The organism is Rhodanobacter hydrolyticus (assembly GCF_044904645.1).
This window is the reverse complement of record NZ_JADIKK010000007.1, coordinates 225,792-249,228: the sequence shown is the minus strand read 5'-3', so window position 1 is coordinate 249,228 and position 23,437 is coordinate 225,792. Positions and strand designations below refer to the sequence as shown.

Sequence of the window (23,437 nt, the reverse complement as noted above, 5' to 3'; positions counted from 1 at the left end):
GGTGCTGGCACCGGTGGCTGCATATCTGAAATAGAACCGTTCGTCCCGAGCGCAGGTCCGCAGGATCGAAGTCGAAGGAACTGCGCGAGACGCTTCGACTTCGCTTGCTTACGCAAGCAATGCTCAGCGCGAACGGTCAGAAGGCGGTCAATTGCCCTTGCCGAACGCTTTCTTGGTCGCGTCCTTGGTGGCGTCCCAGCCTTCCTTAGCACCGTGGCCGATGGCGGTACCGGCGCTCTTGACGCCATGACCGACGGCGACGCCAGCTTTCTTGGCACCGTGGCCAATACCCGTGCCGGCTTCCTTCGCCCCGTGGCCGACCTTGGTGGCGACGTTCTTGGTGGCGTGCCCCACCGCCCGTGCACCGGTGGCGACACCGTGGCCTACGTCCTTTGCGCCCTGCTTGATGTCCTGGCCTGCGCTCTGCGCACTCGCGCCAAACGCCGTGAATGCGGCGCAGGCAAACAGGATGCTGCAAATCTTCTTGGCATTCATGCTGGCTACCTCCGTCTGTGTTGGGAACCGGGAAAGCTCTATACAGGCGACCTTCCGTATCGCGGCTGAAGCCGCGATACGGATTCCTCAGGCATCGATGCGCTTGGCGCCCGCATCCAGACCGGACTTCAGGCTGGCCTCGATGAACTCGTCGAGGTCGCCGTCCAGCACCTTCTGCGTGTCGGAACGCTCCACGCCGGTGCGCAGGTCCTTGATGCGGCTCTGGTCGAGCACGTAGTTGCGGATCTGGCTGCCCCAGCCGATGTCGGACTTGGTCGCTTCCAGCGCATCTTTCTCGGCATTGCGCTTCTGCACTTCCAGCTCGTACAGCTTGGCAGCCAGCATCTTCATCGCGCGGTCGCGGTTGGCGTGCTGGCTGCGCTCGGTCTGGCAGGCCACCACCACACCGCTGGGCACGTGGGTGATGCGCACCGCGGACTCGGTCTTGTTCACGTGCTGGCCACCGGCGCCGGACGAACGGTAGACGTCGGTCTTCAGGTCGGCCGGATTGATCTCGATGTCGATGTCGTCGTCGACTTCGGGCGAGACGAACACGCTGGTGAAGCTGGTGTGGCGGCGGTTGTCGGAATCGAACGGCGACTTGCGCACCAGGCGGTGCACGCCGATCTCGGTCTTCAGCCAGCCGTAGGCATAGTCGCCTTCGACGCGGAACGTGGCCGACTTGATGCCCGCCACTTCGCCGCCGGAGGCTTCCAGCAGCTCGGTCTTCCAGCCGCGCGATTCGGCCCAGCGCAGGTACATGCGCAGCAGCATTTCGGCCCAGTCCTGCGCCTCGGTGCCGCCGGCGCCGGCCTGGATGTCGACGAAGGCGTTCGCCGAATCCATCTTGCCGGAGAACATGCGCTGGAATTCCAGCTTGCCGACACGGGCTTCGAGCTTGCCGACGTCGTCCGTGACCGAAGCGACGGTTTCCTCGTCGCCGTCGGCGGCGGCCATTTCCACCAGCTCACCCGCGTCGGAGAGGCCGGCGGTGAGTTCGTCGATGCCGGTCACCACCGTGTCCAGGCGCGCGCGTTCGCGGCCCAGTTCCTGCGCGCGCGGCGGATCGTCCCACACGGTGGGGCTTTCCAGTTCGCGGCTTACTTCTTCGAGGCGCTCACGCTTGGTGGCGTAGTCAAAGATACCCCCTAAGCGACTCGACGCGGGCCGTGAGGTCCGCGATCTGCGCGAGGATCGGATTGGTCTCGATCATGGATGGTGAAAACGGTGGAGAAAGGCCGTCCATGTTAACAGAGCGCCCCATGACATGGCCCTGTCCACCGACCCGGATTTGCCGCGTTGGCGTTCGGAATGCCATCGATCCGGGAAATCTTCGTGCGCCTTCGCCCTGTTTTCGCCCTGCTTGCCATGCTTGCCGCCACCGTGGCCGCGATGCCGGTGGCTGCGGCAGACAATCCGCCAGCCGCCACCCCGGCGGATACCGTGCAAGTCATCAACACCGCCCTGGTCAAGGTGGATACCGATGCCTTGGACAAACTCCTCCGACAAAACGATCCGCTGACGCGGGTGCTGGCCGCGATGGCGCTGGACCGCGTGCATGGGCGCCTGGCCCAGTCCAGCACCGAGGCCGCAACCTGCAAAAATGGCCTGATCAACAACCAGCCACAGGTAGCGCTGTATTGCGCGCTGTTCGCATTGGGCAACCTGCGCCTGTCCGGTCAGGACCATGCCGCCAGCACAGCGATGCAGCAACTACCGCAACAATTCCAGGGCAAGCTGCCGGCCGCGCAATGGGAGCAGCTGAACCATTTTGTAGCCCTGCAGACCGGGCAGGCGGTGACTGAAGCGGAGCTGCCGAGCACGGGCTTCGACATCCCGGTACATGCCGGCAGGCATCATGGCAATCGCGAAAGTGACGACGACACCATCGACGCGCAAATCAACGGCAAGCCAGTCGCGCTACGTGTCGGCACCAGCAGCGCCTATGTCGTACTGGATCAGGACACTGCCCAGGGCCTGGGCATCCAGGTCGCAGCTGAAAGCGCCGACAAGGACCACCCGGCATCGCCAACCTTCGCCACTTTGGACAGCCTGAGTTTCGCCGGCGCCACCTTCCGGCATGTGCCGGTGCAGGTCGTGCCTGGCGCGCACATCCATGCCATCGGCATGGGCCTCTTCAAGTATCTGCGCACGTTCCGCATGGCGCGCGACAACATCCAGGTCTACGGCCCGACCGACGCCCGCCCGGCCTGCGATGACGCGATGCTGCTCGCCAGCGATGCAGGCGGAAGCACCGGCCTGCGCCTGGCTGTGCAGCTGGGCATAGACGATGCGCAAAGCGTGGCGATGCTGAGCCTCGACAGCCCGTTCTATCTCTATGGCAACAAGGATGCGCCGGCAGCACCAAGCCATGGAGGCGGACATCGCATGGGTGGGATGGGCGGCATGGGCGGCGGAGGCATGGGGAGCATGGGCGGCGGCCGTGGCGGCAGCGCGCGCAGCACGCTGGAGGTCACGCTCGATGGCAAGACCCTGCGGATGCCCTATGTCGCCGCGCGCAGTCCGAACCTGCCATGGGACTACGCGCTGGGCCATGCCATGCTCGACGACATGGACCTCTACGTGGACTTCAACAGCCAGCACACTTGTCTGCTGAAACATTGAGGCCTGTCGACGCCAGATGGAGTGCACATCCCGGTGTGCATCCATTGCTGCCCGGAATATTTCGCGGCCGCTCTTCTCCCCTTTCCTACCCGGGAGAGAGCCGGGGGAGAGGGGCCGTACCTGCCACGGCATCTCGCTCTGCCCGAACCTTCTCCCGGCTGCCGCCCCCTCTCCCGGAGGGAGAGAGATTCACTATCCGGCGTTCGCGCGAATTCAAGTCGCCCGGCTTCACTGTTTGGAGCAAGGGTCCGCGGTGCCAGGAGTCTGGACACAGGAGTTCGGATATCCCGAACAGCAATGGGCGTGCCCTGGAATAACCGCTTGAACCTTCGGCGTCGTTACAACGCCTTTTCGTGCACTCCGCGCACCGCGCGACCCGACGGATCGGCCATGCCGGCAAAGCTCGCATCCCATTCGATCGCAACCGGCGAGGAGCACGCGATGGACTTGCCGCCCGGCACGGTGGCCGCGCTGGCTTCGCCCGGATAATGCTGTTCGAAGATTCGGCGGTAGAAGTACGCCTCCTTGGTGGCGGGAGTGTTGAACGGAAAGCGGGCCGCGGCGGCGGCGAATTCGCGGTCGCTCACCATCTGCTCGGCGTTCGCCTTCAGTCCGTCGATCCAGCCGTAGCCCACGCCGTCGCTGAACTGCTCCTTCTGGCGCCAGAGGATTTCCTTCGGCAAGGCACCGTCGAATGCGGCACGCAGCACATGCTTTTCGATCCTGCCGTTGCCGGCCATCTTGTAGGTGGCGTCCATGCCCATTGCCACGTCGATGAACTCGAGGTCGAGGAACGGCACGCGCGCCTCCACGCCCCAGGCCATCATCGCCTTGTTCGCACGCAGGCAGTCGTAGCTGTGCAGTGCGTCGAGCTTGCGTACGGTTTCCTCGTGGAAAGCCTCCGCCGAGGGTGCCTTGTGGAAGTACAGGTAGCCGCCGAAGATCTCGTCCGAACCCTCGCCCGACAGCACCATCTTCACTCCCATCGCCTTGATGCGGCGAGCCAGCAGGTACATCGGCGTGGCGGCACGAATGGTGGTGACGTCGTAGGTCTCCAGATGCCGGATCACCTCGGGCAGCGCGTCCAGCCCTTCCCAGAAGGTGTAGACGAAACCGTGGTGCACCGTACCCAGCGCATCGGCAGCAATCTGCGCGGCGGCAAGATCGGGCGAACCTTCCAGCCCGATGGCGAAGGAATGCAGGCGCGGCCACCACGCCTCGCTCCTGTCGTTGTCTTCGATACGCTCGCGGGCAAACTTCGCGGCGCAGGCGGCCACCAGCGAGGAATCCAACCCGCCGGAAAGCAGCACGCCATAGGGCACGTCCGTCATCAGCTGGCGATGCACGGCCCGCTCGAACGCTTCGCGCAGCTCGGCCGCAGGCACTTCGTGACCGCGCGTGGCGGCATGGTCGCGCCAGCCCTTCTCGTAGTAGCGGCGCAGCTCGCCGGTGGCGCTGTCGTACAGGTGGCCGGGCGGGAACGTGGCCACGTCGGCGCACACGCCGGACAGCGCCTTCATCTCCGAAGCCACGCAGAGGCGCCCCTGCTCGTCATGCCCCCAGTACAGAGGGCATACGCCGATGGGATCGCGCGCGATCAGGTAACGCTGCGCGGCGCCGTCCCACAGGGCAAACGCGAAGATGCCGTTGAGCTTGTGCAGGAAGTCCGCGCCGTATTCGCGGTAAAGCGCGTTGATGACTTCGCAATCCGATCCTGTGGTGAAGTCATAGCCGCTGGTATCGCGCAATTCGCGGTGGTTGTAGATCTCCCCGTTGACCGCCAGCGCCAGCGCGCCGTCGCGCGAGCGCAGCGGCTGCGCGCCGGAGGCCGGATCGACGATGGCGAGGCGCTCGTGCACCAGGATGACGCCAGCATCCACGAACACGCCGCTCCAGTCCGGGCCGCGATGGCGCTGGCGCTGCGACAGTTCCAGCGCCTGCCGGCGCAGGGCGGCGAGATCGTCGCCCGGTTGCAGGTCGAACATTCCGAAAATCGAACACATGGTGGGCGTTCCTCGTTTGCTGGTGATGAAAGCTCTATTTGAAAGTCGGCCACGGATGGCCGGTTTTGCTTTGCGTGGATGGAGCCACGCAATGGTCGATGCACGGCCATGGAGAGCCGGTCTTGCCTTCGCGCGGATGGATCCGCGCACAAATCAGACCCACAAAAAAACCAAGGCCCGCACTGGGCGGGCCTTGGTCGCGTGTCTGGTGGTGTTGCTTTCAGCTACGCGCGGGCCCGCCAACGATTGGCGTTACTGCTCGCGCGATTATTGTTGGCGACCGCCACGATGCCCGGCGCGGCAAGCGCGGTGGCGTTCGGAAACATGGCGGACGTGAAGGTCATGGAACGACTAGAACAGAAGGCTGGCGTTTGCGCAAGTGACGATTGGGCATGAAGGCATTTGGCCGTCCATGTACTCACCATGCACTGACCCGGTGACCCGGTGACCCGGCGCGGCATGCACTATTCCGCTGGTTCTGCGATCCAGCGCGTCGCTTCCTCCAGCCCGGCCAGCGCGAACAGGCGAAAATCGGCGGGCACCAGGAAACGCGTCGCCTTGGTCGCCGTGCGCAGCCACCGCACGTCGGTCACCAGCGCCACGCGGTCCCAGCCGCTGAGGTGGCGCATGCCGAGCATGGCGTCGTCCCACATCGCGCCGGCGTCGAAGCCGGTGAAGTCGGGGTCCACCACGAACAGCATGCGCAGTTTGCGATTGAGCGCGAACACCGCTTCCACGTCCGGCACCAGCACCTGCTCGTAGTCCGCCGCGGTCACCTGGCCGTGCGCGCGAAAGCCCACTGTACCGGGCGGCAATCCATCGATCTGTTCAAGCATGAGGGTCTCCGTGACGAGCGGGTGACCAGTGTGGGACGTACGTCGTGAACGCCGCGCGAGCTCAAAGTCTGTTCACGATCTCCAGGTGCCGCGCACGCAGAGCTCTGTGTATGCGCAGGCGAAAGAAGGCCGAAGGCACGCAGGGGAATCCATGGATGGATTCGGCCTTGAGAAGCGAGGAGTAGACGCCTGTCCAATATCGAATGATGAGGCCAGCCTATGGGCAAACAAACTCGGCTCATTAGGCTCTCATCGAGTGGCCGCCACGCGGCGCACGGTTGCTGGACAGGCGCTACGCCGCGCGCTGCCACTCGATGGCAACGCCCGGCACTTGGAGATCGCGAACAGACTCTCAGGCCGGCTCGATGTGGCGCAGCAGCAAGCGCGGTGACTCGCGGCCCTGCCAGTCGTTGACCACGAGTTCGTAGGCGGCGCGCAGACGCAAGGGTGGAGAGACGCTGCCGACGTTGAACATCACCGCGTCGTGCATGCTGCCGTCGCGCGGATCGCGCAGTCCCAGCCGCCAGTGGCCCTCGCCCATCGGCTTCCAGTTCGCGCATTCGAACACGTTGTCGAACAGGGGCTCGGGAAAGGCCTGCCCCCAGGGACCGGCGCTGCGCAGTTGCAAGGCCAGCTGCAGCGACAGGCTGCCTGCAGGAAGTTCGCCATCGGTGTAAAGAGCCGCTTGCAGGCGTTCCGGCGCAATCAGCTCGCGCGCGGCCGTGTCGAAAGCGGCGGCGAAGCGCGGGAAATCCGCCGTGCGCAGGCTCAGGCCGGCCGCCATCGCATGGCCGCCGAAACGTTCGATCAGGCCGGGCTGGCGGGCATCGATCATCGCCAACGCATCGCGCAGGTGGAAACCGGGAATCGAGCGCCCCGAGCCGCGGAGGTGTTCGGTGTCGGAGCGGTTGGTACGCACTTCTTGTGCGGAAGAATCAAGAAGCGGCGATCCGTCGCCGCACTCTTCAAGGGTGGCCGGCGCAAAGGCAATCACCGGCCGGTGCAGGCGCTCCTTCAGCTTGGAGGCCACCAGGCCCACCACACCCGCGTGCCACGAGGGTTCGTACAGCGCCACGCCCACCGCGTCGATATCGCTCAGGCCGGCCGTCATCGCCTCGGCTTCGGCCACCATCGAGGCTTGCAGGTCGCGGCGCTCGCGGTTGATCGCGTCGAGCTCCCCGGCGTAGCGGCGTGCCTGTGCGATGTCGTCGGTGAGCAGGCATTCCACGCCCAGTTGCATGTCTTCCAGCCTGCCGGCGGCATTGAGACGTGGCCCCACCGCAAAGCCGAGATCGCTGGCGCACAGCGTGGCCGCACTGCGCTTGCCGCACTCGATGAGCGCAGCGATGCCGGCACAGGCATAGCCATTGCGGATGCGCCGCAAGCCGGCCTCCACCAGTACGCGATTGTTGAAATCCAGCGGCACCAGGTCAGCCACGGTGCCGAGCGCCACCAGGTCGAGCAAGGTGGAGAGGTCGGGTCTGCCCTTTTCGGGAGTGCGTCCGTGGATGGACTCTTCTCGACCTTGGCGATCCGGACGATCGCCCGGGTAAAGCCGCGCGCGCAGTGCGAGCAGGAGATAAAACATCACGCCCACGCCGGCAAGCGCCTTGCTCGGGAAGCCGTCCCCGGCAAGGTTGGGATTCACCATCGCATCGCAACCCGGCAGCTGCTCGCCCGGCAGGTGGTGGTCGGTGACGATCACGCGCATGCCGAGTTCGCGCGCCCGCGCCACGCCGGCCACGCTGGCCACGCCGTTGTCCACGGTGACGATCAGTTGTGGCCGCGGTTGCAGCGAATCGACCAGCGCGGGCGTGAGCCCGTAACCGTGCACGAAGCGGTTGGGCACGGCATAAGCCACGCGCTTGGCGCCCAGCATGCGCAGGCCGCGCACGGCCACGGCGGTGCCGGTGGCGCCATCGCAGTCGTAGTCGCCGGCGATCAGGATGGCCCAATCGTCGCGGATGGCCTCGGCCAGCAGCTCGGTGGCGGCATCCAGGCCGCCCAGCGACTGCGGCAGCAGCAGATGCTGCAAGCGATGCGCCACGCCTTCGGGTCGCAGCACGCCTCGCGCGGCATAGACCCGCTGCAACACCGGGTGCACGGCGGCGTCCCAGCCGGACGGTTCGCCCTGCGATTCGCGCCGCCGCAGTTCCAGCACGCTCAATGCGGCACTCCACGCCAGAAGCGCCAGCGGTGCAGCGGCCGCCACGACCAGCGTTCGCCGCTGGCGAATGCGATGTGCAAAGGCTGTCGTTGCGCCAGCGTCTGGATGGCCGAGCACCATGCTTCGTCAAACTCCGCCGCAGGCAAGTCCTGCAGGTCGACCAGCCAGCCGGCTGGCACCGACGCCACGGCATCCTGCGTGCGTCCTGCGAACGGAATGCCTGCGCGCGCGGCCAGCGCAAGCAGCAACGCATCGCTGCCGACCACACCAGCAGATCGGCCTTGCAGCGACGCAGGCAGCCGCCCTGCTCCCCAAAACCACACGCTGTTGACAGGCGGCAGGCCACGCGACTGGCGCGCGACGTTCAAGGGATGCTGGTGCAGCGACACCTGCACTTCATTGAGCAGCATGCGCCACACGCGGCCTTCCGCGCCTTGTGGCAAGTGCTGGTACAAGTCCTCGCCCAACGCCTGCTCGGGCGTGGCGAAATCCGGCAGCCGCACCTCGTGCGCCAGGCGCAATTGCCAATGGTTGGGCGCGCCGGCCTCCAGTTGCAGGCCGGCTTCGGCGAAGGCCGGTTGCAGCACCTGTAAGAAGGCTTGCGCCTCGTCCATTTCCAGCGGCATCGAGCCGCAGGCAAGCATGCGCACACCGGCCATGTCCGGCTGTACCCAGGCGGGATCGGCATTGAGCCAGATGGCGTCGCCCGCATCGCCTGCCAGATGCTGGCGCAGCAGCGCCGCCGCCGGCAGCGTCGCTGCGCCAGCCTGGAAGGCATCGGCTAGCGCCGCGAGCCGGTCATGGCCGCAGTCTGCCTCGCGATCCGCGCGTACCAACAGGCGACGCAGCGGATGTGTGCGATCAAAGCGATCCAGCGCCGGCAGCCACAACTGCGTCGGTTGCGCGCTCATCGGCAATCAGGCTTCCAGTTCTTCGTAGAGGGCCATCCATTCCGTCTCCAGCGTTTCCTTCTCGCGGCGCAGTTCGGTCTGCTGCTGGCCGAGCTTCATCAACGCAGCGGTGGGGCCGTTGTAGGTTTCCGGGTCGGCCAGCTTAGCTTCCAGCGCAACCAGCTCGGCGTCGATGGCGGCCACGCGCGTCTCGATTTTCTTCACGCGCTGGCGCGAGGCCTTTTCGCTGTCGCGCTGCTGGGCCGCATTGCGGCGACGTTCTTCCGGCGATTCGACGGTTGCCGCAGGTTTCGCCTCGACCTTGGCGGATTTCCTGTTCGCCGAACCGCGCGCCCGCAGCCAGCGTGCGTAGTCGTCGAGATCGCCATCGAACGGCTCCACCACGCCGTCGGCCACGCGCCAGAAGCTGTCGCTGACCATGCCGAGCAGGTGACGGTCGTGCGACACCAGCACCAGCGCGCCGTCGAAGTCGGCCAGCGCATCGGCCAGCGCCTCGCGCATGTCGAGGTCGAGATGGTTGGTGGGTTCGTCGAGCAGCAGCAGGTTGGGCTTGTCCCAGGCGATCAAGGCCAGCGCGAGACGTGCGCGTTCGCCACCGGAGAAACCGTCCACCGACTCGAAGGCGCGGTCGCCGGCAAAGTTCCACGTGCCGAGGAAATCGCGCAGTGCCTGCGCGGCCACGCCGGGCGCCTTGTCCTGCAGATGGTCGAACGGGCTGGCGCCTTCGCGCAGGCTCTCCACCGTGTGCTGGGCGAAGTAGCCGATCTTCAGGTCCTTGTGCGCCTTGCGCTCGCCCGCCAGCGGCGTGAGCTCGCCCACCAGCGTTTTCACCAGCGTGGATTTGCCAGCGCCGTTGGGGCCGAGCAGACCGATACGTTCGCCGGCTTCGAGGCGGAAACGCACGTCGCGCAGGATGATCGTGGCCTCGCGGCTGGGCGCGTCGTGACCGGGCAGATGATCGTTGCCTTCCTCGCGCGAACCGGCCGGATAGCCGGCGTTCACCTCTTCCAGCTGCAGCATGGAATCGGGCACGCGATCAGGCCTGGCAAACTGGAAATGGAAGGCGCGTTCGGCGCGCACCGCCTCGGTGCCGGCCATCTTCTCCAGTCGCTTCATGCGCGACTGCGCCTGCTTGGCCTTGCTGGCCTTGGCCTTGAAACGGTCGATGAAGCTCTGCAGGTGCGCGCGCTCGGCCTGCTCGCGTTCGTGCGCGATCTGCTGCTGGCGCAGCTGTTCGGCGCGCAGACGCTCGAACGCGCTGTAGTTGCCGGTATAGAGGCGCGCGCCGCCATCGACCAGATGCAAGGTGTGGTCGATCACGCCGTCGAGAAATTCGCGGTCGTGCGAAATGATCAGCAAGGTGCCCTGGTAGCGCCGCAGCCACTCTTCCAGCCACAGCACGGCGTCGAGGTCTAAGTGGTTGGTCGGCTCGTCGAGCAGCAGCAGTTCGGACGGCGCCATCAGCGCGCGCGCCAGGTTCAGGCGCACACGCCAGCCGCCGGAGAACTCCTTGACCGCGCGTTCGTGCGTTTCCGGCGCGAAGCCGAGGCCGTGCAGCAGGCGGCCAGCACGGGCGCGGGCGTCGTAGCCGTGCAGTTCCTCGATGCGGTGATGCGCGCGCGCCATCGCCTCACTGTCGCCGCGCGCCTCGGCGTCGGCTTCGTCGCGCAGTGCGGTAGCCAGCTCGATGTCGCCACCCAGCACATAGTCGATCGCCGGATCGGGCAGCGCGGGCGTTTCCTGCGCGACGGAGGCCAGGCGCAGCCTGGCCGGCAGGTCGATGTCCCCGGCGTCGGCCTCCACCTGCCCCTGCAACGCGGCGAACAGGCTGGACTTGCCGCAGCCGTTGCGCCCGATCACGCCCAGCCGCCAGCCACTCTGGATCACCAGGTCGATGTCGGACAGCAGCAGGCGGCTGCCGCGGCGCAGGGCAAAATGGCGGAACGCGATCATGGGAACACTTCAATCGGGGCGAATCGGCCGCACATCATAACGGCTATGGGGATCACACCCGGCGCCACCAACCGTGGATAGTCGTCGGCAGTTCTGCTACAACGGCGCGGCAACGCCACGTGCGGAGAGGGGATCATGTCCAAGCATTGCTACAACCTGCCCTTGCTGGCAGCCATCGCTATCGGATTCAGCGGCTTCGCCGCGCCGCAAATGGCCCGCGCCGACAACCTGCTGATCCATCGCGTGCAGCAGGAGAACACCATGAACCTACCGACGCGCGGCATGAGCATGGCGCAGGTCGAACAGCGCTACGGCGCACCGCAGCGCAAACTCGCGCCGCGCGGCGGTGACAGCAGCAAGCATCCGGTCATCAACCGCTGGGAATACGCGGACTTCATCGTATATTTCCAGGGCAGCCACGTGATCCATTCGGTGCTCAACACGCCGGCCGGCAACAACACCAATCCGGCCGCCACGAACTGATTGCCGGCTCCCAATCGCGGCCCGCGGCAATGCGGGCCGCTTTTTTCATGCCGCACACTTCTGTGCCGCCCTTGCGGCGCCGTTCGGGCGCGCAAAGCGGCGCCCCGCCGTTTTGCGCTGTGCGTATCGCTTAAAATGAGCGGCCCTGCGCCCCGGTGGCGCCGTCCGACCCGCACGAGTATCTCCTCATGACCGAACCCCGCTGGCGCCTGCCCGCCGAATGGGAGCCGCAAGCCGCGGTGTTGATCGCCTGGCCGCATGCGGGCACCGACTGGGCCGAACGCCTTGCAGAGGTGGAAACCACCTACGTGGCGCTGGCCGCAGCGGTCACGCGCTTCCAGCGCCTGATCGTGGTGGTGGCTGATGCCGATGTGCGTACCCATGCCGAAACCCTGTTGCGCGCGGCGGGTGTCGAACTTGCCCGCATCCGTTTCATCGAGCTCCCCTACGACGACACCTGGTTGCGCGACTCCGGTCCGATCACCCTCGCCGACGGCGACGGCAACTTCCAGCTCGCCGATTTCCGTTTCACCGGCTGGGGCGGCAAGTTCGGCGCCGAACAGGACGACGCGCTGATCGCGGGCCTCGTCGATGCCGGGGTGTTCGGCAAGGCCGGCCACCGCCGCATCGACTGGGCGCTGGAAGGCGGCGGCATCGAGAGCGACGGCGTCGGCAGCGTGCTCACCACCTGGAAGTGCCTCAGCCAACGCCACCCCGAACAGAGTCGCGCGGCGATGGACGCCGTCCTGATGGACAGCCTGCACGCCCATCGCATCCTGTGGCTGGATCACGGTTACCTGGAAGGCGACGACACCGATGCGCACATCGACACCCTTGCCCGCTTCGCGCCTGGCGAACGCATCGTGTACCAAGCCTGCAATGACGCCGGCGACAAACACCACGACGAGCTCGCGCGCATGGGCGACGAACTCGCCGCATTGCGCACTACCGATGACCGCCCCTATCGGCTGCACCCGCTGCCCTGGGCCCAGCCCATCATCGACCAAGGCCGTCGCCTCGCCGCCTCGTACGCGAACTATCTGATCGTCAACGGCGCCGTACTGGTGCCCGCCTATGGCGACGCGGTCGACGACGAGGCCGCGCGCATCATCGCCACTGCGCATCCCGACCGCGAAGTGGTGCAGGTGCCCTGCCGTCCGCTGATCTGGCAGAACGGCAGCCTGCACTGCATCACCATGCAGTTGCCTGCCGGGCTGGTCGATTAAGTTCACGCGTGACCATCGCACGCCTGGAGATATTCGCAAGGCGGCGCCAGCGCATCGCTGCCGCGCCCTTCGCCGAGTTCTCGATCTTCCAGGTGCGCGCGGGCCGCAAGCGCATAGGCAACGGACAACGTCAGGACGAAATCCCTGCCGGCGGTTTTGCCGCGGTGGCGCCTGGACAGTTGCTGCATGTGGAGAACCTGCCGCCGGACGATGGCGCGTATCGCGCCGTCTGCCTGTGCCTGCCGCAGGCGATGCTGACGACTGCCGACCTGGCGCCCGCCGATGCACCGCCCTGGGCGGCACTGCCTGTCCAGCGCGCCTTGGAACAGGCGTTTGCCCACGTCGAGCAAGGCGTCTCCGAACAGCTCCCGGAAAACCTGCTGCGCCACCGTGTCGCCGAACTGGTGGCCGCCGTGGCGCTGGCCGGTTACCGAGCGCCGATGCCGCGCGACCGCGGGCTGGGCGAGCGCATTCGCCTGCTGCTCAACACACAGCCCGCACGCGAGTGGCGCGCAGAAGCCGTGGCCGCGCAACTCGCGCTCAGCACCGCCACGCTGCGCCGTAGGCTGGCCGAAGAGGCGACAAGCTTCCGCGGGATCCTGGAAGAGGTGCGGCTCACCCACGGGCTGGCCTTGGTGCAGGGCTCGCACAAGCCGCTCAAGCAAGTGGCCGTCGAGTGCGGCTATGCCTCGCCTTCGCGCTTCACCGCGCGTTTCCGCGAACGCTTCGGCAGCTTGCCCTCCGAGCTGCGTGATTGAGCGGATCGAGCGAGCGCTTGCGCGTTTGGAGCCACCGCGACGATGCGATGCCACGCACCATGCGTGCACTCCGTCCCCGCGAGGTTCCCCATGCGCCGCCTGATTGCCACACTGTTTGCATCCGCCTTTGCTCTGGGTGCCCATGCCGCCGACTTCCGGGTGCAGGTCGATGGCGAACACGGCCACCTGCCCCGGAGCAGCAGCTTCCATGGTTTTGGCTGCACCGGCGGCAACCGCGCACCCGCCGTGCACTGGCAGCACGCACCGGCCGGCACGCGCAGCTATGCGCTGACCGTTTACGACCCGGATGCTCCCACGGGTAGCGGCTGGTGGCACTGGGTGGTGATCAACCTGCCGGCCTCGAACACTGCGCTGCCGGCCGGCGGCGACTTGCCGACCGGCGCACTTGCGGTGCGCAACGACTATGGCCAGGCAGCCTGGGGCGGCCCTTGCCCACCCAAGGGCGATGCGCCGCACCACTACATCTTCACCGTGTATGCGCTGGACGTGCCTTCCATGGAGCTGCCGGAAGGCGCTTCGCCGGCACTGGCCGGCTTCATGATCCACGGCCATACGCTTGGCAAAGCCCATGTCACGTTGACCTACGGCCGTTGAATGATCGGCGGGAGCGCATGTGGCCCGGGCTTTCCGTGTCCTGCGTTTTCGCGCTCTCGACGCCGCCGTCACGGCTTGCCGTTGCGGAAAAAGCGTTCGCGTACCTTCTCTTCGTCGTGGTAGTGCGTGTACGGCTTGAGCAGGTCATAGCGAGTGACCATGCCGACCAGGGTGCGACGGTCCGGGCCGACCACCGGGATGCGATCGAGCTTTTCCACCGCGGCGCGCACGGCCACGCTCTGGCAGCTCTCGTCGGGCAAGGCGACCACCGGTTCCTTGTCCACCACTTCGGCCAGCCGCGCGCTACCTGCAGGATCGTCCCGCAGCCAGCGCTGCACGTCCTGCCGGTTGACCACGTTGAGCAGGCCGCCTTCGGCATCCACCACGGGAAATGCGCGGTATCGCTGGTCTGGACCGAAATAACGTTCGGACAGCTCACGCACGCTGACATCACCAGGTACGGTGATCATTGTGGTGGTCATCACCTCGCGCACGGGGATGTGCTCGAGCCGGTCCACCGTGTATTCGCGGAAGATGTCCAGACCACGGCGCGCGATCTTCTCGGTGAGGATCGAGCGCTTCATCAGGAATACGCTCACGCCGTAGGCCATGGTGCAGGACACCAGCAGCACTGGCAGTGCGCTGGCGTTGTGGGTGAGCTCGAGCGCGAACATGATCGAGGTGAACGGCAGGCGCATCACCCCGGCCAGCATCGCGCCCATGCTGAGCAAGGGCCACAGCAACGGATCCTGGCCGGGAAACACCATCGACTCCAGCCCGCCCAGGCCGGCACCCAGCGACAACAGCGGCGCCAGCACGCCGCCGGACGTGCCCGAACCGAGATAGATCACCCACATCGCGGACTTCACCAGCATGAACACCAGAATCGCCATGCCTACCAACTGGCCGTTAAGCAACCTGTCGATCACGCCGTAGCCCACGCCCAGCGCCTGCGGTTCGATCACGCCGCCGACGCTTACCGCCACCGCGCCGATCAGCGGCCACCACATCCAATGCACCGGCAAGCGGTGGAACAGATCCTCCGCGCGATACACCAATGCAGTGAGCGCCGTGGCAAGCAAGCCGGCGAGGAAGCCGCACACTGCGGCCAGGCCGAAGGTCGGCAGGCTTACCTCGAATGCCGTCGCCAACGGAAACAACGCGCCGGGGCCGAGCAACCACATGCGCAGCGCGTCGGCCACAAAGCAAGCGATCGCCACCGGAATCGTGCTGCGCGGGCGCAGCTCGAACAGCAGCAGTTCCACCGCCAGCAGGGTCGCCGCGATCGGCGTGCCGAAGGTCGCCGCCATGCCGGCGCACGCGCCGGCCACCAGCAAGGTGCGGCGTTCCATCGAGGTGAGATAGAACATCTGGCCGAACAGCGAGCCCACCGCGCCGCCGGTCATGATGATCGGCCCTTCCGCGCCGAACGGGCCGCCGGTGCCGATTGCGACCGCCGCGGACAGCGGCTTCAGGATCGCCACTTTCGCCATCATCTTGCTGCGGCGGAACAGGATCGCCTCCAGTGCCTCCGGGATGCCGTGCCCGCGGATGCGGTCGCTGCCATAGCGCGCCATCAGCCCCACCAGCAGGCCGCCTACCAGCGGCGCCAGCACGATCGCCCACAACGGAGCGTGCAGGGCCGGCGCGATGAAATCGAAGGAGAACTGCTGGCGGAACGCCAGGTTGGTGACCAGGCCGATCATCCGGTACAGCACGTACGCGACGAAGGCCGCAGCGATACCCACGAACACGGCCATCAGCGAGAGCTTGAGGATGCTGACACTGGGGCGGAAATCGCTCTGACTCAGCGTGTCCTGCTTCCAGCGTTCGTACTTGCGCAGCAGCCAGTTGGCGACAGCGTTCATGCGGCACACCCGCCACCGATGCCGCAGCACCGGATCATGCGTCCGTCTGCACCAACCATCGGCCACCTCCGTCAGGGAAGCATCGCTGCGATCCAGAGTAGCCCAAACGGCAGTCATGGCGGACGGCCTTGTTACACTATGCGGCGCAAACTCTCACGCCGAATCGCCATGACCCGCAAAATCCTGAAAGCCGCCTTGTTGCAGGAAACCGACCGCGGCAGCCGCGACGCCAACCTCGATGCGATCGAGGCCGGCCTGCGCGAAGCTGCCAAGGCCGGTGCCGAACTGGTGTTGCTGCAGGAGCTGCACAACGGCCCGTATTTCTGCCAGCACGAGTCGGTCGACCTGTTCGATCTCGCGGAAAGCATCCCCGGCCCCAGTACCGCCCGCATCGGCAAGCTGGCTGAGGAGCTGAAGCTGGTGGTGGTGGCCTCGCTGTTCGAGAAGCGCGCGGCGGGGCTCTACCACAACACGGCCGTGGTATTCGACCGCTCGACGGCGATCGCGGGCAAGTACCGCAAGATGCACATTCCCGACGACCCGGCGTTCTACGAGAAGTTCTACTTCACGCCAGGCGACCTTGGTTTCGATCCGGTCCAGACCTCGGTAGGCAAGCTTGGCGTACTGGTGTGCTGGGACCAGTGGTATCCCGAAGCCGCGCGCCTGATGGCGCTGGCCGGCGCGGAGCTGCTGCTCTACCCCACCGCGATCGGCTGGGACCCCAACGACGCACAGGAAGAGAAGGATCGCCAGCGCGAAGCCTGGGTCACCGTACAGCGTGGCCACGCGGTGGCGAACGGCCTGCCGCTGCTGGCCTGCAACCGCACCGGCCACGAGGCCGACCCTTCGGGCACGGGCGCGGGCATCCAGTTCTGGGGCACCAGCTTCGTCGCCGGACCGCAAGGCGAATTCCTCGCCAGGTCCGGCACCGATCAGCGCGAGCTGCTGCTGGTCGAGATCGACATGCAGCGCAGCGAGCACGTGCGTCGCATCTGGCCGTTCCTGCGTGACCGTCGCATCGACTCCTACGGCGACCTGCTCAAGCGTTTCCGGGACTGAATTTTGCCTTTGCGGTGATCGCTGATCGCGAAAACCACATGAGCGGCCACCCATAACCGTACTCTTCGATTCCATGGCGATCATCCCTATCGCGAAAATCACACGGGCGGCCATTCATGGCCGCACTCTTCAATTTCATGGCGACTATTCCCAGCGACGAAAATCACATGCGTGGCTCCCGTGGCCACACTTCTGACTTGCTTCGCGCGGGGCGCGTCCCCATGCTTGGGGACTTCCCAGTGACCGATATGCCTTACGCATGAGTGTTCCCAAATCCACTTCTCCCCTGCCAGCCGTGCTGCAGGACCAGCCCATCGAACGCGTGACGCGCGACGGCGTGGAGTACGTGGTGCTGGGCACGGCGCACGTCTCGCGCACCAGCATGGAGGCGGTGGAGGCACTGCTGGACCACGAGCACTTCGACGCGGTCGCGGTGGAGTTGTGCGATAGCCGCGCACAGGGCATGCGCGATCCCGAGGCGTTCAAGCGCATGGACCTGTTCCAGGTGATACGCCAGGGCAAAGCAGGCATGGTGGCTGCCAGCCTGGTCCTTTCCACCTTCCAGAAACGCCTCGCCGAGCAATCCGGCATCCAGCCCGGTGCCGAGATGAAGGCGGCGATGGAAGGCGCCGCCGCGCGCAACCTGCCGCTGTGGCTGATCGACCGCGAGGTTGGCACTACGCTCAAGCGCGCTTGGCACAACGTAGGTTTCTGGCAGCGCTTCGGCCTGCTCGGCGGCCTGCTCGCCAGCGTGTTCGAGCGCGAGGAAATCGAGCCCGGCGAGATCGAGAAGCTCAAGCAGGGCGACATGCTGGAAAGCGCCTTCAGCGAGTTCGCCAGCGAGTCCAAGCCGCTGTACCAGAGCCTGATCGGCGAGCGCGACGCCTACATGGCCGCGCGCTTGCGCGAGGAAGCCGCGCGCAAGCCTTCTGCCGAACCGCGCCGCGTACTGGTGGTGATCGGCGCAGGGCACCTGAAGGGCATGTGCGAACTGTTGCGCGAACAGCGCGACGACCCGGCGACGATCGCCGCCGATCTGGCGCGGTCGCCGCCAAAGGCACGGTGGCCGAAATGGCTGGCCGTGGGCCTCGTGTTGGCGGTATTCGCAGCCATCGCCTTCGCCTTCCATCGCAACGCGGCGCTGGGCACGCAGGTGCTCACCGCGTGGGTGCTGTTCACCGGCGGCTTCGCCGCGCTGGGCGCGGTCGCTGCGGGCGCACATCCGCTTAGCATCCTCGCCGCCTTCATCGCCGCGCCGATCAAGCCGTTTCGTCCAGGCATCCCGGCCGGCGGCATCAGCGCCATGGCCGAAGCCTGGGTGCGTCGCCCGCGTGTGGCCGACTTCGACACGCTGCGCGACGACATCGTGCACTGGAGCGGCTGGTGGAAAAACCGCGTGGCGCGCACCCTGCTGAACTTCTTCCTGGTCAGCCTCGGCACCATCGTGGGCGAGTACAGCGCGGGCATCCACATTGTCCGCAGCCTGTTCTGAGCGGCAAAACTTGTTCGAAATCTCCGCATAGCCCGCGTTGCGCAGTCGTCAGGTCGTAGTGCATGGCGCAGTGCTTGTCTGGCCGGCTGGTCGAGTCGCGCACCGTCGCATGGCGGCCGCTGCTAGGCAGTCCACGGGACGGGGCCCGTTTGCGCAGATGCCCATGTCATCACCGCGTCGCGAATGGGCCACTGCCTGCCCCACAAAGCCGTGCGTCCGCAGCTCTCCCTGCGTGCCTTCGTTCTTCCTTGGCCTGTGCGCAAACAGCTCCCGGCGCGATCCGTAGGGAGGCTTTGAGCAAGCTCTAGCCACCGCAGGTTGTCCGTGCCCGGAGCTGCTGTCTATACTGCGACGATTGTTGCATTCATTCGCATCTGCCGCCGCACCTGGGGAACGATCTCGATGATTCGACTGCACACACTTGGCTTGGCGGGCGCTCTTGCCTTGCTGGCCACCGTCAGCGCGCACGCCGAAGGCGGCGACAAGGCCGCTGGGCGCACGCTGGTCTACACCTGTGCCGGCTGCCACGGCGTGCCGGGCTATGCCAACGCCTACCCGGATTACCCCGTGCCGAAAATCGCCGGGCAGAACGAGCAGTACATCATCAATGCATTGAACGAATACAAGAGTGGCGACCGCACCTATCCGACGATGGTGGCCCAGGCGCAAAGCCTGACCGACCAGAACATCAAGGACATCGCCGCCTACCTGTCCAGTATCACGCCGACCAAGTAACCAAGGACCCCGCATGCAACGCGCACTTGCCCTGCTTTCGTTCGGCGCCGTTTTGGCGATCGCCTCCACTCCGCTGCTTGCCAGCGGCAACCCTGCGGATGGCAAGACCAAGGCCACCGCCTGTTTCGCCTGCCACGGCGCCGACGGCAACGCGGTCGATCCGCAGTACCCGCGCCTCGCCGGCCAGTACAACGAATACCTGCAACAGGTGCTGCACGAGTACAAGGACGGCCGTCGCAACAACCCGATCATGAAGGGTATGGTGGCTACGCTGTCGGATCAGGACATCGAGGACATCGCCGCTTATTTCTCCAGCCAGTCGACCAAGCTCGACACGCTGAAGGGACACGTCCAGGGCGATTGACGCGCTCCTCTCACCGAAACAGAAAGCCCGCCTCACGGCGGGCTTTCTGTTTGAGGAGTTCAGCCGTGGACGGCCGCTTGCCGGGTTATCACGATCGGGACGCCTGCGAATGCCTGCCTCAGCCCAAGGCCGATTTGCCTTCGTGCTTGCTGTAGTACGGCTGCTTGCCGCCACTGTGATCGGTGGCGTCGCGTACTGCGCTCACTTCAGGCACGCGCTCGCGCAAGGTTTTTTCCACACCCTGCTTCAGGGTGACATCCACCATCCCGCAACCATGGCAGCCACCGCCGAACTGCAGCAGCACCACGCCTTCGGCATCGACCTCCAGCAAGGTGACGCGGCCACCGTGCGAGGCCAGCCGTGGGTTGATCTCGGCATCGAGCACGTAGCGCACGCGCTCGATCACGCCAGCTTCCAGCCCCGGCACGTCTCCCTTGATCTTCGGAGCACGGATGTTGAGCAGGCCGCCGGTGGTGTTGGGTTCGAAGTCGATGCTGGCGCCATCCAGCCACGGCGCGCTGCTCCCTTCGACGTGGAAATCAAAGCCTGCGCATTCGACCGTCCACTCGTTGCCTATCAACTCGGCCGGCTCGCAGAACTCCAGCTCGCAGTTCGCCGCGGCCGTTCCCGGTGCGGTCACGTGCAGGCGGATGCTCATGCCTTCGTTGCCCTGTTGCGCCAACAGGCGGCGGAAGTGCTGCTGGGCGCGTTCAGAAATTTCGATCATGTCTCACCTGTGGCAACTGTTGCGACAGCCGCGCCAGCGCGGCCCGTCGAATCAGCACCATTTTAGTACTGTTTTCCTGCGCTGCGGGCTTTGACATTTGCACGCACAACTTCGACGCTGCGCAGCCTCGCCTTTGTGCATCCGATGGAGCTGCCATGAACATCCACGATTTCGCCAGCCAGCATTGCCAGCCGCGCAAGGGCAAGGAACATGCGCTGAGTGCGGACAAGATCACCCAGTTGTTGCAGCTGCTGCCCGGCTGGACGCTTGCTGCCGATGGCCACGCCATCGTCAAGGATTTCCGCTTCCCCGATTTCCACCGCACACTGGGCTTCATCAACGCGGTCGGCTTCATGGCCAACCACGAGGATCACCATCCGGACATCGAAGCCGGCTACGGCCATTGCCAGTTGCTGTGGTCCACCCACGACGTGGGCGGGCTGTCGCTCAACGACATCATCTGTGCAGCCAAGGTCGAGGCGCTGCTGGCACGTTGACCGTGCGCCCCATCGTGCGCCGATGGCTTGCCGGCACGGCTTTCGCGCTGCTGGTGGTTCTGCTGCTGCTCGGCCTGCGCACCCTGGCCGAACGCATTGTCGCCTTGCACCTGCATGAGGTGGCGAACCGCCGGCTTGCGCTGATCGAGCATGGCCAGCCGCTGTGGCGTTGGCCATTGCGCGAACCGCACGACCTCGTTGCCGGGCGTGCCTTCGGTGCCGCCGATGTTGAATCCTCCGGCGGCGCCCTGCGCATCACCAGCCGCGACGGCTCGCCGTTCGAAATCGGCCTGCCTGTGCACGGCATGCTCGATGTGGAGCATTGGCCCCGGCTGTCGTTGCACGGCGTGGCGGATGCGCCGTTCAAATTGGGTATTGTCTGGCAGCCACGACTGGACCAGCCCGGTTGCCTGGGTTGGCAGGACGCTCCCGTCGCCGCCGGCCCGCTGCAACTTGCGGTCGATCTGCGCCACCTGCATTGGCAAACCGCTGGCGGCAGCGACTGCTCCGCACCGAAGCGGATCGACGTGCTGCGCCTGAGACTGCTACTTCCTGCACACGTCTCCTTGCGACTGGACGAGCTGGCGCTGCACCCCGATGCGTCCCTGCCCGCCCCCGCGCTGCCCACACTGCTGCTGTCGCCCGATCCGTTGACGGCGGCACGTCAGCTCGCCGATCCCATGTTGCCGGCAGTGCCCTGGATCGCCCTGCCCGCAGGCGCCTCGGCGGAAACCCAATTGATGCTGCGCGAATTGACGTGGCGGCAACGACCGGGTGCGCTGATCCTGCCGCATGGCGACGCGCCGGCAACCATGCGGGAGTCCAATGATCATGGCTGGCTGCCATGGATCGGTGCCGGTGGTTACCTGCTGGGACTGCTCATGCTGGCATCGTGGTGGCCACGCCTGCCTGGGCGCCTATGGCTGGAGTTGCTCGCCTGCCTCGCCGGCCCGCTGTGGCTGATTGCCGGTCTTCAACTCGGGCTGCGGTTGACCGTACCCAGCGTGCTGGTCTTCGTCGGCGCCGTATTGTTCGCCGCGCAAACCGAACGGCGGCGCCGCCCGGCGAACTGGTGCTGGTGGGGCAATCCCCGTACGTGGCTGTTGCCATTCGCGCTGCTGCCGCTGGCGCTGCTGCTGGTCATCCGTTTCGGTGGCCAGCTCGCGGTGCCGGCATTGAGCCATGCGCTTATGTATCTGTCGTGGGCGTTGTTGCAGCAATGGCTGATGCTGGTCGTGGTGATGCGTCGCCTCGAAAGCAAACAGGTGCACGGCACTTTTGCCGTGCTGCTCACCGCCCTCGTGTTCGCCTTGATGCACACGCCGAACGGCGCGCTGATGCAGCTCTGCCTGTTGGCCGAATTGTGGTGGGCCTGGTGTTTCCAGCGGTCGCGCGCACTGCTGCCGGTGGCCGCGGCACATGCCGCCTGCGCGTTGCTGGTGGAAGCCGGGCTGGAGGGTGGCTTGTTGCGTTCGCTGGAGGTCAGCGCCCGTTTCTTTCTCTAGCGGCAGCCTGGATGTACGGCAGGTGCTTGCCCTTCACGGCCAGGACATCAAGAAAGGTCTTCAGGTCGTCCGGCAGCGGCGCGGAGAAGCTGTAAAGGCGCCCATCCAGCTCGAAGCTGAGGTGCGAGGCGTGCAGGAACAGCCGTTGCAACCCCATCTCGCGGAGGCGCTTGTTCATCTCGCGATCGCCATATTTCGGGTCGCCGGCCAATGGGTGACCGACGTGGGCGGCGTGCACGCGGATCTGGTGGGTGCGTCCCGTGCCAAGCGTGGCCTGCATCAGGCGGGCGCCCGGATACTGCTCCATCTCGCGGAAGAAGGTCAGTGCGGGCTTGCCGTCCTCGCTGACCCGCACCATGCGCTCACCGCCTTGCAGGGCGAACTTGCGCAGCGGCGCGTTGACGTCGAATTTGGCCTTGGGCGGATGGCCGACCATCAGGCACAGGTACTGCTTGGTGACTTCGCCGGCGCGGATCGCCGCCTGCAGGCCGGTCAGGCCGGCCCGGGACTTGGCCAGCACCAGCACGCCGCTGGTATCGCGATCGAGCCGGTGCACCAGCTCCAGGGATTCGTGGGGGCGCGCCGCGCGCAGCAGCTCGATGGCGCCGTGGCTGACTCCGCTGCCGCCATGGCTGGCGATGCCCGAGGGCTTGTCGATCACCAGGAAGTGCTTGTCCTCGAAGATCACCGCCCCGGCTACCGAGGCGACCATTGTCTCTGGCGCCGCACGCTCTTCGGGGCGTTCTGCCTGCCGTATCGGCGGAATTCGCAGCATATCGCCGTCGGTTAGCCGCGTATCCGGCTTGGCACGCTTGCCGTTCACGCGCACCTGGCCGGTGCGCAGCAGCCGGTAGATCATGCTTTTCGGCACACCCTTGAGCAGGGTCGCCAGCGCATTGTCGATACGCTGGCCGTCCCGCTCGGGTCCGATCGCGACTTGACGCACACCTTGAGGTACGTCGCGGGAAGTTGCCGTCTGCATTGAAAAAAACCTGTCGAAATAGGATACTCGGCGAGCGCCATTCCCTGCCCGCCGAGACCGGTTCGGGCCGGGGCCCCGCCCGTCACGCCGGCGAGGATTGCGCCGACTGCCCAAGGATTGATTCCCAGGCAGCGGT

The 23,437-nt window shown here is 66.1% G+C and carries 21 protein-coding genes; 11 read left to right on the top strand and 10 right to left on the bottom strand.

Annotated features, from left to right (window positions below; translation table 11 throughout):
• Positions 1–147 precede the first annotated feature (147 nt).
• Positions 148–495: a hypothetical protein gene (locus tag ISP25_RS01195; RefSeq protein WP_404611709.1), complete on the bottom strand. Its 348-nt coding sequence runs from the start codon at positions 493–495 to the stop codon at positions 148–150.
• Between the two features lie 87 nt (positions 496–582).
• Positions 583–1,708 (bottom strand): peptide chain release factor 2 gene (gene prfB, locus ISP25_RS01190; RefSeq protein ID WP_192157559.1). Its coding sequence is split into 2 segments (ribosomal slippage): positions 583–1,632 and positions 1,634–1,708, totalling 1,125 coding nucleotides; the frame shifts between segments, so codons are not numbered across the junction.
• A gap of 98 nt (positions 1,709–1,806) precedes the next feature.
• Between prfB and ISP25_RS01185 the strand changes: the two genes are divergently transcribed.
• Entirely contained in the window at positions 1,807–3,120 is a 1,314-nt protein-coding gene (locus ISP25_RS01185) for an aspartyl protease family protein (RefSeq protein ID WP_404611706.1), read from the top strand.
• A gap of 338 nt (positions 3,121–3,458) precedes the next feature.
• Here ISP25_RS01185 and asnB read toward each other — a convergent pair whose 3' ends face one another.
• The 5 genes from asnB to abc-f all read right to left on the bottom strand — a co-directional run bounded on the left by asnB (position 3,459) and on the right by abc-f (position 10,990).
• Positions 3,459–5,123 carry an asparagine synthase B gene (gene asnB / locus ISP25_RS01180; RefSeq protein WP_404611704.1) on the bottom strand — a complete coding sequence of 555 codons (1,665 nt, stop codon included), beginning with the start codon at positions 5,121–5,123 and terminating at the stop codon, positions 3,459–3,461.
• Between the two features lie 464 nt (positions 5,124–5,587).
• On the bottom strand, positions 5,588–5,959 hold the full coding sequence (locus ISP25_RS01175; protein ID WP_192157566.1) for a SpoIIAA family protein: 372 nt from the start codon (positions 5,957–5,959) through the stop codon (positions 5,588–5,590).
• A 352-nt stretch (positions 5,960–6,311) separates the two neighbouring features.
• Positions 6,312–8,171 (bottom strand): single-stranded-DNA-specific exonuclease RecJ, encoded by a 1,860-nt coding sequence (locus tag ISP25_RS01170; RefSeq protein ID WP_404611702.1) that lies wholly within the window; start codon positions 8,169–8,171, stop codon positions 6,312–6,314.
• Positions 8,123–9,037: a phosphoglycerate mutase gene (locus ISP25_RS01165; protein WP_404611701.1), complete on the bottom strand. Its 915-nt coding sequence runs from the start codon at positions 9,035–9,037 to the stop codon at positions 8,123–8,125. Before ISP25_RS01165 ends, ISP25_RS01170 begins: the two co-directional genes overlap by 49 nt.
• Positions 9,038–9,043: 6 nt before the next feature.
• Complete coding sequence (gene abc-f, locus ISP25_RS01160) at positions 9,044–10,990, bottom strand: ribosomal protection-like ABC-F family protein (RefSeq protein ID WP_404611699.1); 1,947 nt, start codon at positions 10,988–10,990, stop codon at positions 9,044–9,046.
• A gap of 135 nt (positions 10,991–11,125) precedes the next feature.
• On the opposite strand from abc-f, the gene ISP25_RS01155 reads away from it, so the two are divergent.
• The 4 genes from ISP25_RS01155 (at position 11,126) to ISP25_RS01140 (ending at position 14,072) form a co-directional block, all read left to right on the top strand.
• Positions 11,126–11,473: a hypothetical protein gene (locus ISP25_RS01155; RefSeq protein WP_404611697.1), complete on the top strand. Its 348-nt coding sequence runs from the start codon at positions 11,126–11,128 to the stop codon at positions 11,471–11,473.
• Positions 11,474–11,661: 188 nt separating this feature from the next.
• Entirely contained in the window at positions 11,662–12,699 is a 1,038-nt protein-coding gene (locus ISP25_RS01150; protein ID WP_404611695.1) for an agmatine deiminase family protein, read from the top strand.
• Positions 12,700–12,707: 8 nt separating this feature from the next.
• Complete coding sequence (locus tag ISP25_RS01145) at positions 12,708–13,457, top strand: helix-turn-helix transcriptional regulator (RefSeq protein ID WP_404611693.1); 750 nt, start codon at positions 12,708–12,710, stop codon at positions 13,455–13,457.
• A 90-nt stretch (positions 13,458–13,547) separates the two neighbouring features.
• Positions 13,548–14,072 (top strand): YbhB/YbcL family Raf kinase inhibitor-like protein, encoded by a 525-nt coding sequence (locus ISP25_RS01140; protein WP_404611691.1) that lies wholly within the window; start codon positions 13,548–13,550, stop codon positions 14,070–14,072.
• Positions 14,073–14,140: 68 nt separating this feature from the next.
• Here ISP25_RS01140 and ISP25_RS01135 read toward each other — a convergent pair whose 3' ends face one another.
• Positions 14,141–15,940 carry a chloride channel protein gene (locus tag ISP25_RS01135; protein ID WP_192157584.1) on the bottom strand — a complete coding sequence of 600 codons (1,800 nt, stop codon included), beginning with the start codon at positions 15,938–15,940 and terminating at the stop codon, positions 14,141–14,143.
• 168 nt (positions 15,941–16,108) lie between these two features.
• Between ISP25_RS01135 and ISP25_RS01130 the strand changes: the two genes are divergently transcribed.
• The 4 genes from ISP25_RS01130 (at position 16,109) to ISP25_RS01115 (ending at position 19,590) form a co-directional block, all read left to right on the top strand.
• Complete coding sequence (locus ISP25_RS01130) at positions 16,109–16,999, top strand: carbon-nitrogen hydrolase (protein WP_192157586.1); 891 nt, start codon at positions 16,109–16,111, stop codon at positions 16,997–16,999.
• Between the two features lie 259 nt (positions 17,000–17,258).
• Positions 17,259–18,491, top strand: coding sequence for a TraB/GumN family protein (locus ISP25_RS01125; protein ID WP_404611689.1), 1,233 nt, complete (start codon positions 17,259–17,261; stop codon positions 18,489–18,491).
• Between the two features lie 402 nt (positions 18,492–18,893).
• Complete coding sequence (locus tag ISP25_RS01120) at positions 18,894–19,226, top strand: c-type cytochrome (RefSeq protein ID WP_404611687.1); 333 nt, start codon at positions 18,894–18,896, stop codon at positions 19,224–19,226.
• Between the two features lie 13 nt (positions 19,227–19,239).
• Positions 19,240–19,590, top strand: a complete 351-nt coding sequence (locus ISP25_RS01115) for a c-type cytochrome (protein WP_192157592.1) — start codon at positions 19,240–19,242, stop codon at positions 19,588–19,590.
• 118 nt (positions 19,591–19,708) lie between these two features.
• Here ISP25_RS01115 and ISP25_RS01110 read toward each other — a convergent pair whose 3' ends face one another.
• On the bottom strand, positions 19,709–20,317 hold the full coding sequence (locus tag ISP25_RS01110; RefSeq protein WP_404611685.1) for an NfuA family Fe-S biogenesis protein: 609 nt from the start codon (positions 20,315–20,317) through the stop codon (positions 19,709–19,711).
• Between the two features lie 155 nt (positions 20,318–20,472).
• Between ISP25_RS01110 and ISP25_RS01105 the strand changes: the two genes are divergently transcribed.
• Together ISP25_RS01105 and ISP25_RS01100 are read left to right on the top strand one after the other, a co-directional pair.
• Complete coding sequence (locus ISP25_RS01105) at positions 20,473–20,814, top strand: 4a-hydroxytetrahydrobiopterin dehydratase (RefSeq protein ID WP_192157596.1); 342 nt, start codon at positions 20,473–20,475, stop codon at positions 20,812–20,814.
• A gap of 14 nt (positions 20,815–20,828) precedes the next feature.
• Positions 20,829–22,319: a CPBP family glutamic-type intramembrane protease gene (locus ISP25_RS01100; RefSeq protein WP_404611683.1), complete on the top strand. Its 1,491-nt coding sequence runs from the start codon at positions 20,829–20,831 to the stop codon at positions 22,317–22,319.
• On the opposite strand, the gene ISP25_RS01095 is transcribed toward ISP25_RS01100, so the two are convergent.
• Positions 22,297–23,301 (bottom strand): RluA family pseudouridine synthase, encoded by a 1,005-nt coding sequence (locus tag ISP25_RS01095; protein ID WP_404611681.1) that lies wholly within the window; start codon positions 23,299–23,301, stop codon positions 22,297–22,299. The two genes, ISP25_RS01100 and ISP25_RS01095, sit on opposite strands and share 23 nt — an antisense overlap.
• Between the last annotated feature and the right edge of the window lie 136 nt (positions 23,302–23,437).

Bases quoted from the DNA above. Each gene is read 5' to 3' on its own strand.
- ISP25_RS01195 (WP_404611709.1), bottom strand. From the start codon at position 495: ATGAATGCCAAGAAGATTTGCAGCATCCTGTTTGCCTGCGCCGCATTC.
- ISP25_RS01185 (WP_404611706.1), top strand. From the start codon at position 1,807: ATGCCATCGATCCGGGAAATCTTCGTGCGCCTTCGCCCTGTTTTCGCC.
- asnB (WP_404611704.1), bottom strand. From the start codon at position 5,123: ATGTGTTCGATTTTCGGAATGTTCGACCTGCAACCGGGCGACGATCTC.
- ISP25_RS01175 (WP_192157566.1), bottom strand. From the start codon at position 5,959: ATGCTTGAACAGATCGATGGATTGCCGCCCGGTACAGTGGGCTTTCGC.
- ISP25_RS01165 (WP_404611701.1), bottom strand. From the start codon at position 9,037: ATGAGCGCGCAACCGACGCAGTTGTGGCTGCCGGCGCTGGATCGCTTT.
- abc-f (WP_404611699.1), bottom strand. From the start codon at position 10,990: ATGATCGCGTTCCGCCATTTTGCCCTGCGCCGCGGCAGCCGCCTGCTG.
- ISP25_RS01155 (WP_404611697.1), top strand. From the start codon at position 11,126: ATGTCCAAGCATTGCTACAACCTGCCCTTGCTGGCAGCCATCGCTATC.
- ISP25_RS01150 (WP_404611695.1), top strand. From the start codon at position 11,662: ATGACCGAACCCCGCTGGCGCCTGCCCGCCGAATGGGAGCCGCAAGCC.
- ISP25_RS01140 (WP_404611691.1), top strand. From the start codon at position 13,548: ATGCGCCGCCTGATTGCCACACTGTTTGCATCCGCCTTTGCTCTGGGT.
- ISP25_RS01135 (WP_192157584.1), bottom strand. From the start codon at position 15,940: ATGAACGCTGTCGCCAACTGGCTGCTGCGCAAGTACGAACGCTGGAAG.
- ISP25_RS01130 (WP_192157586.1), top strand. From the start codon at position 16,109: ATGACCCGCAAAATCCTGAAAGCCGCCTTGTTGCAGGAAACCGACCGC.
- ISP25_RS01125 (WP_404611689.1), top strand. From the start codon at position 17,259: ATGAGTGTTCCCAAATCCACTTCTCCCCTGCCAGCCGTGCTGCAGGAC.
- ISP25_RS01120 (WP_404611687.1), top strand. From the start codon at position 18,894: ATGATTCGACTGCACACACTTGGCTTGGCGGGCGCTCTTGCCTTGCTG.
- ISP25_RS01115 (WP_192157592.1), top strand. From the start codon at position 19,240: ATGCAACGCGCACTTGCCCTGCTTTCGTTCGGCGCCGTTTTGGCGATC.
- ISP25_RS01110 (WP_404611685.1), bottom strand. From the start codon at position 20,317: ATGATCGAAATTTCTGAACGCGCCCAGCAGCACTTCCGCCGCCTGTTG.
- ISP25_RS01105 (WP_192157596.1), top strand. From the start codon at position 20,473: ATGAACATCCACGATTTCGCCAGCCAGCATTGCCAGCCGCGCAAGGGC.
- ISP25_RS01095 (WP_404611681.1), bottom strand. From the start codon at position 23,301: ATGCAGACGGCAACTTCCCGCGACGTACCTCAAGGTGTGCGTCAAGTC.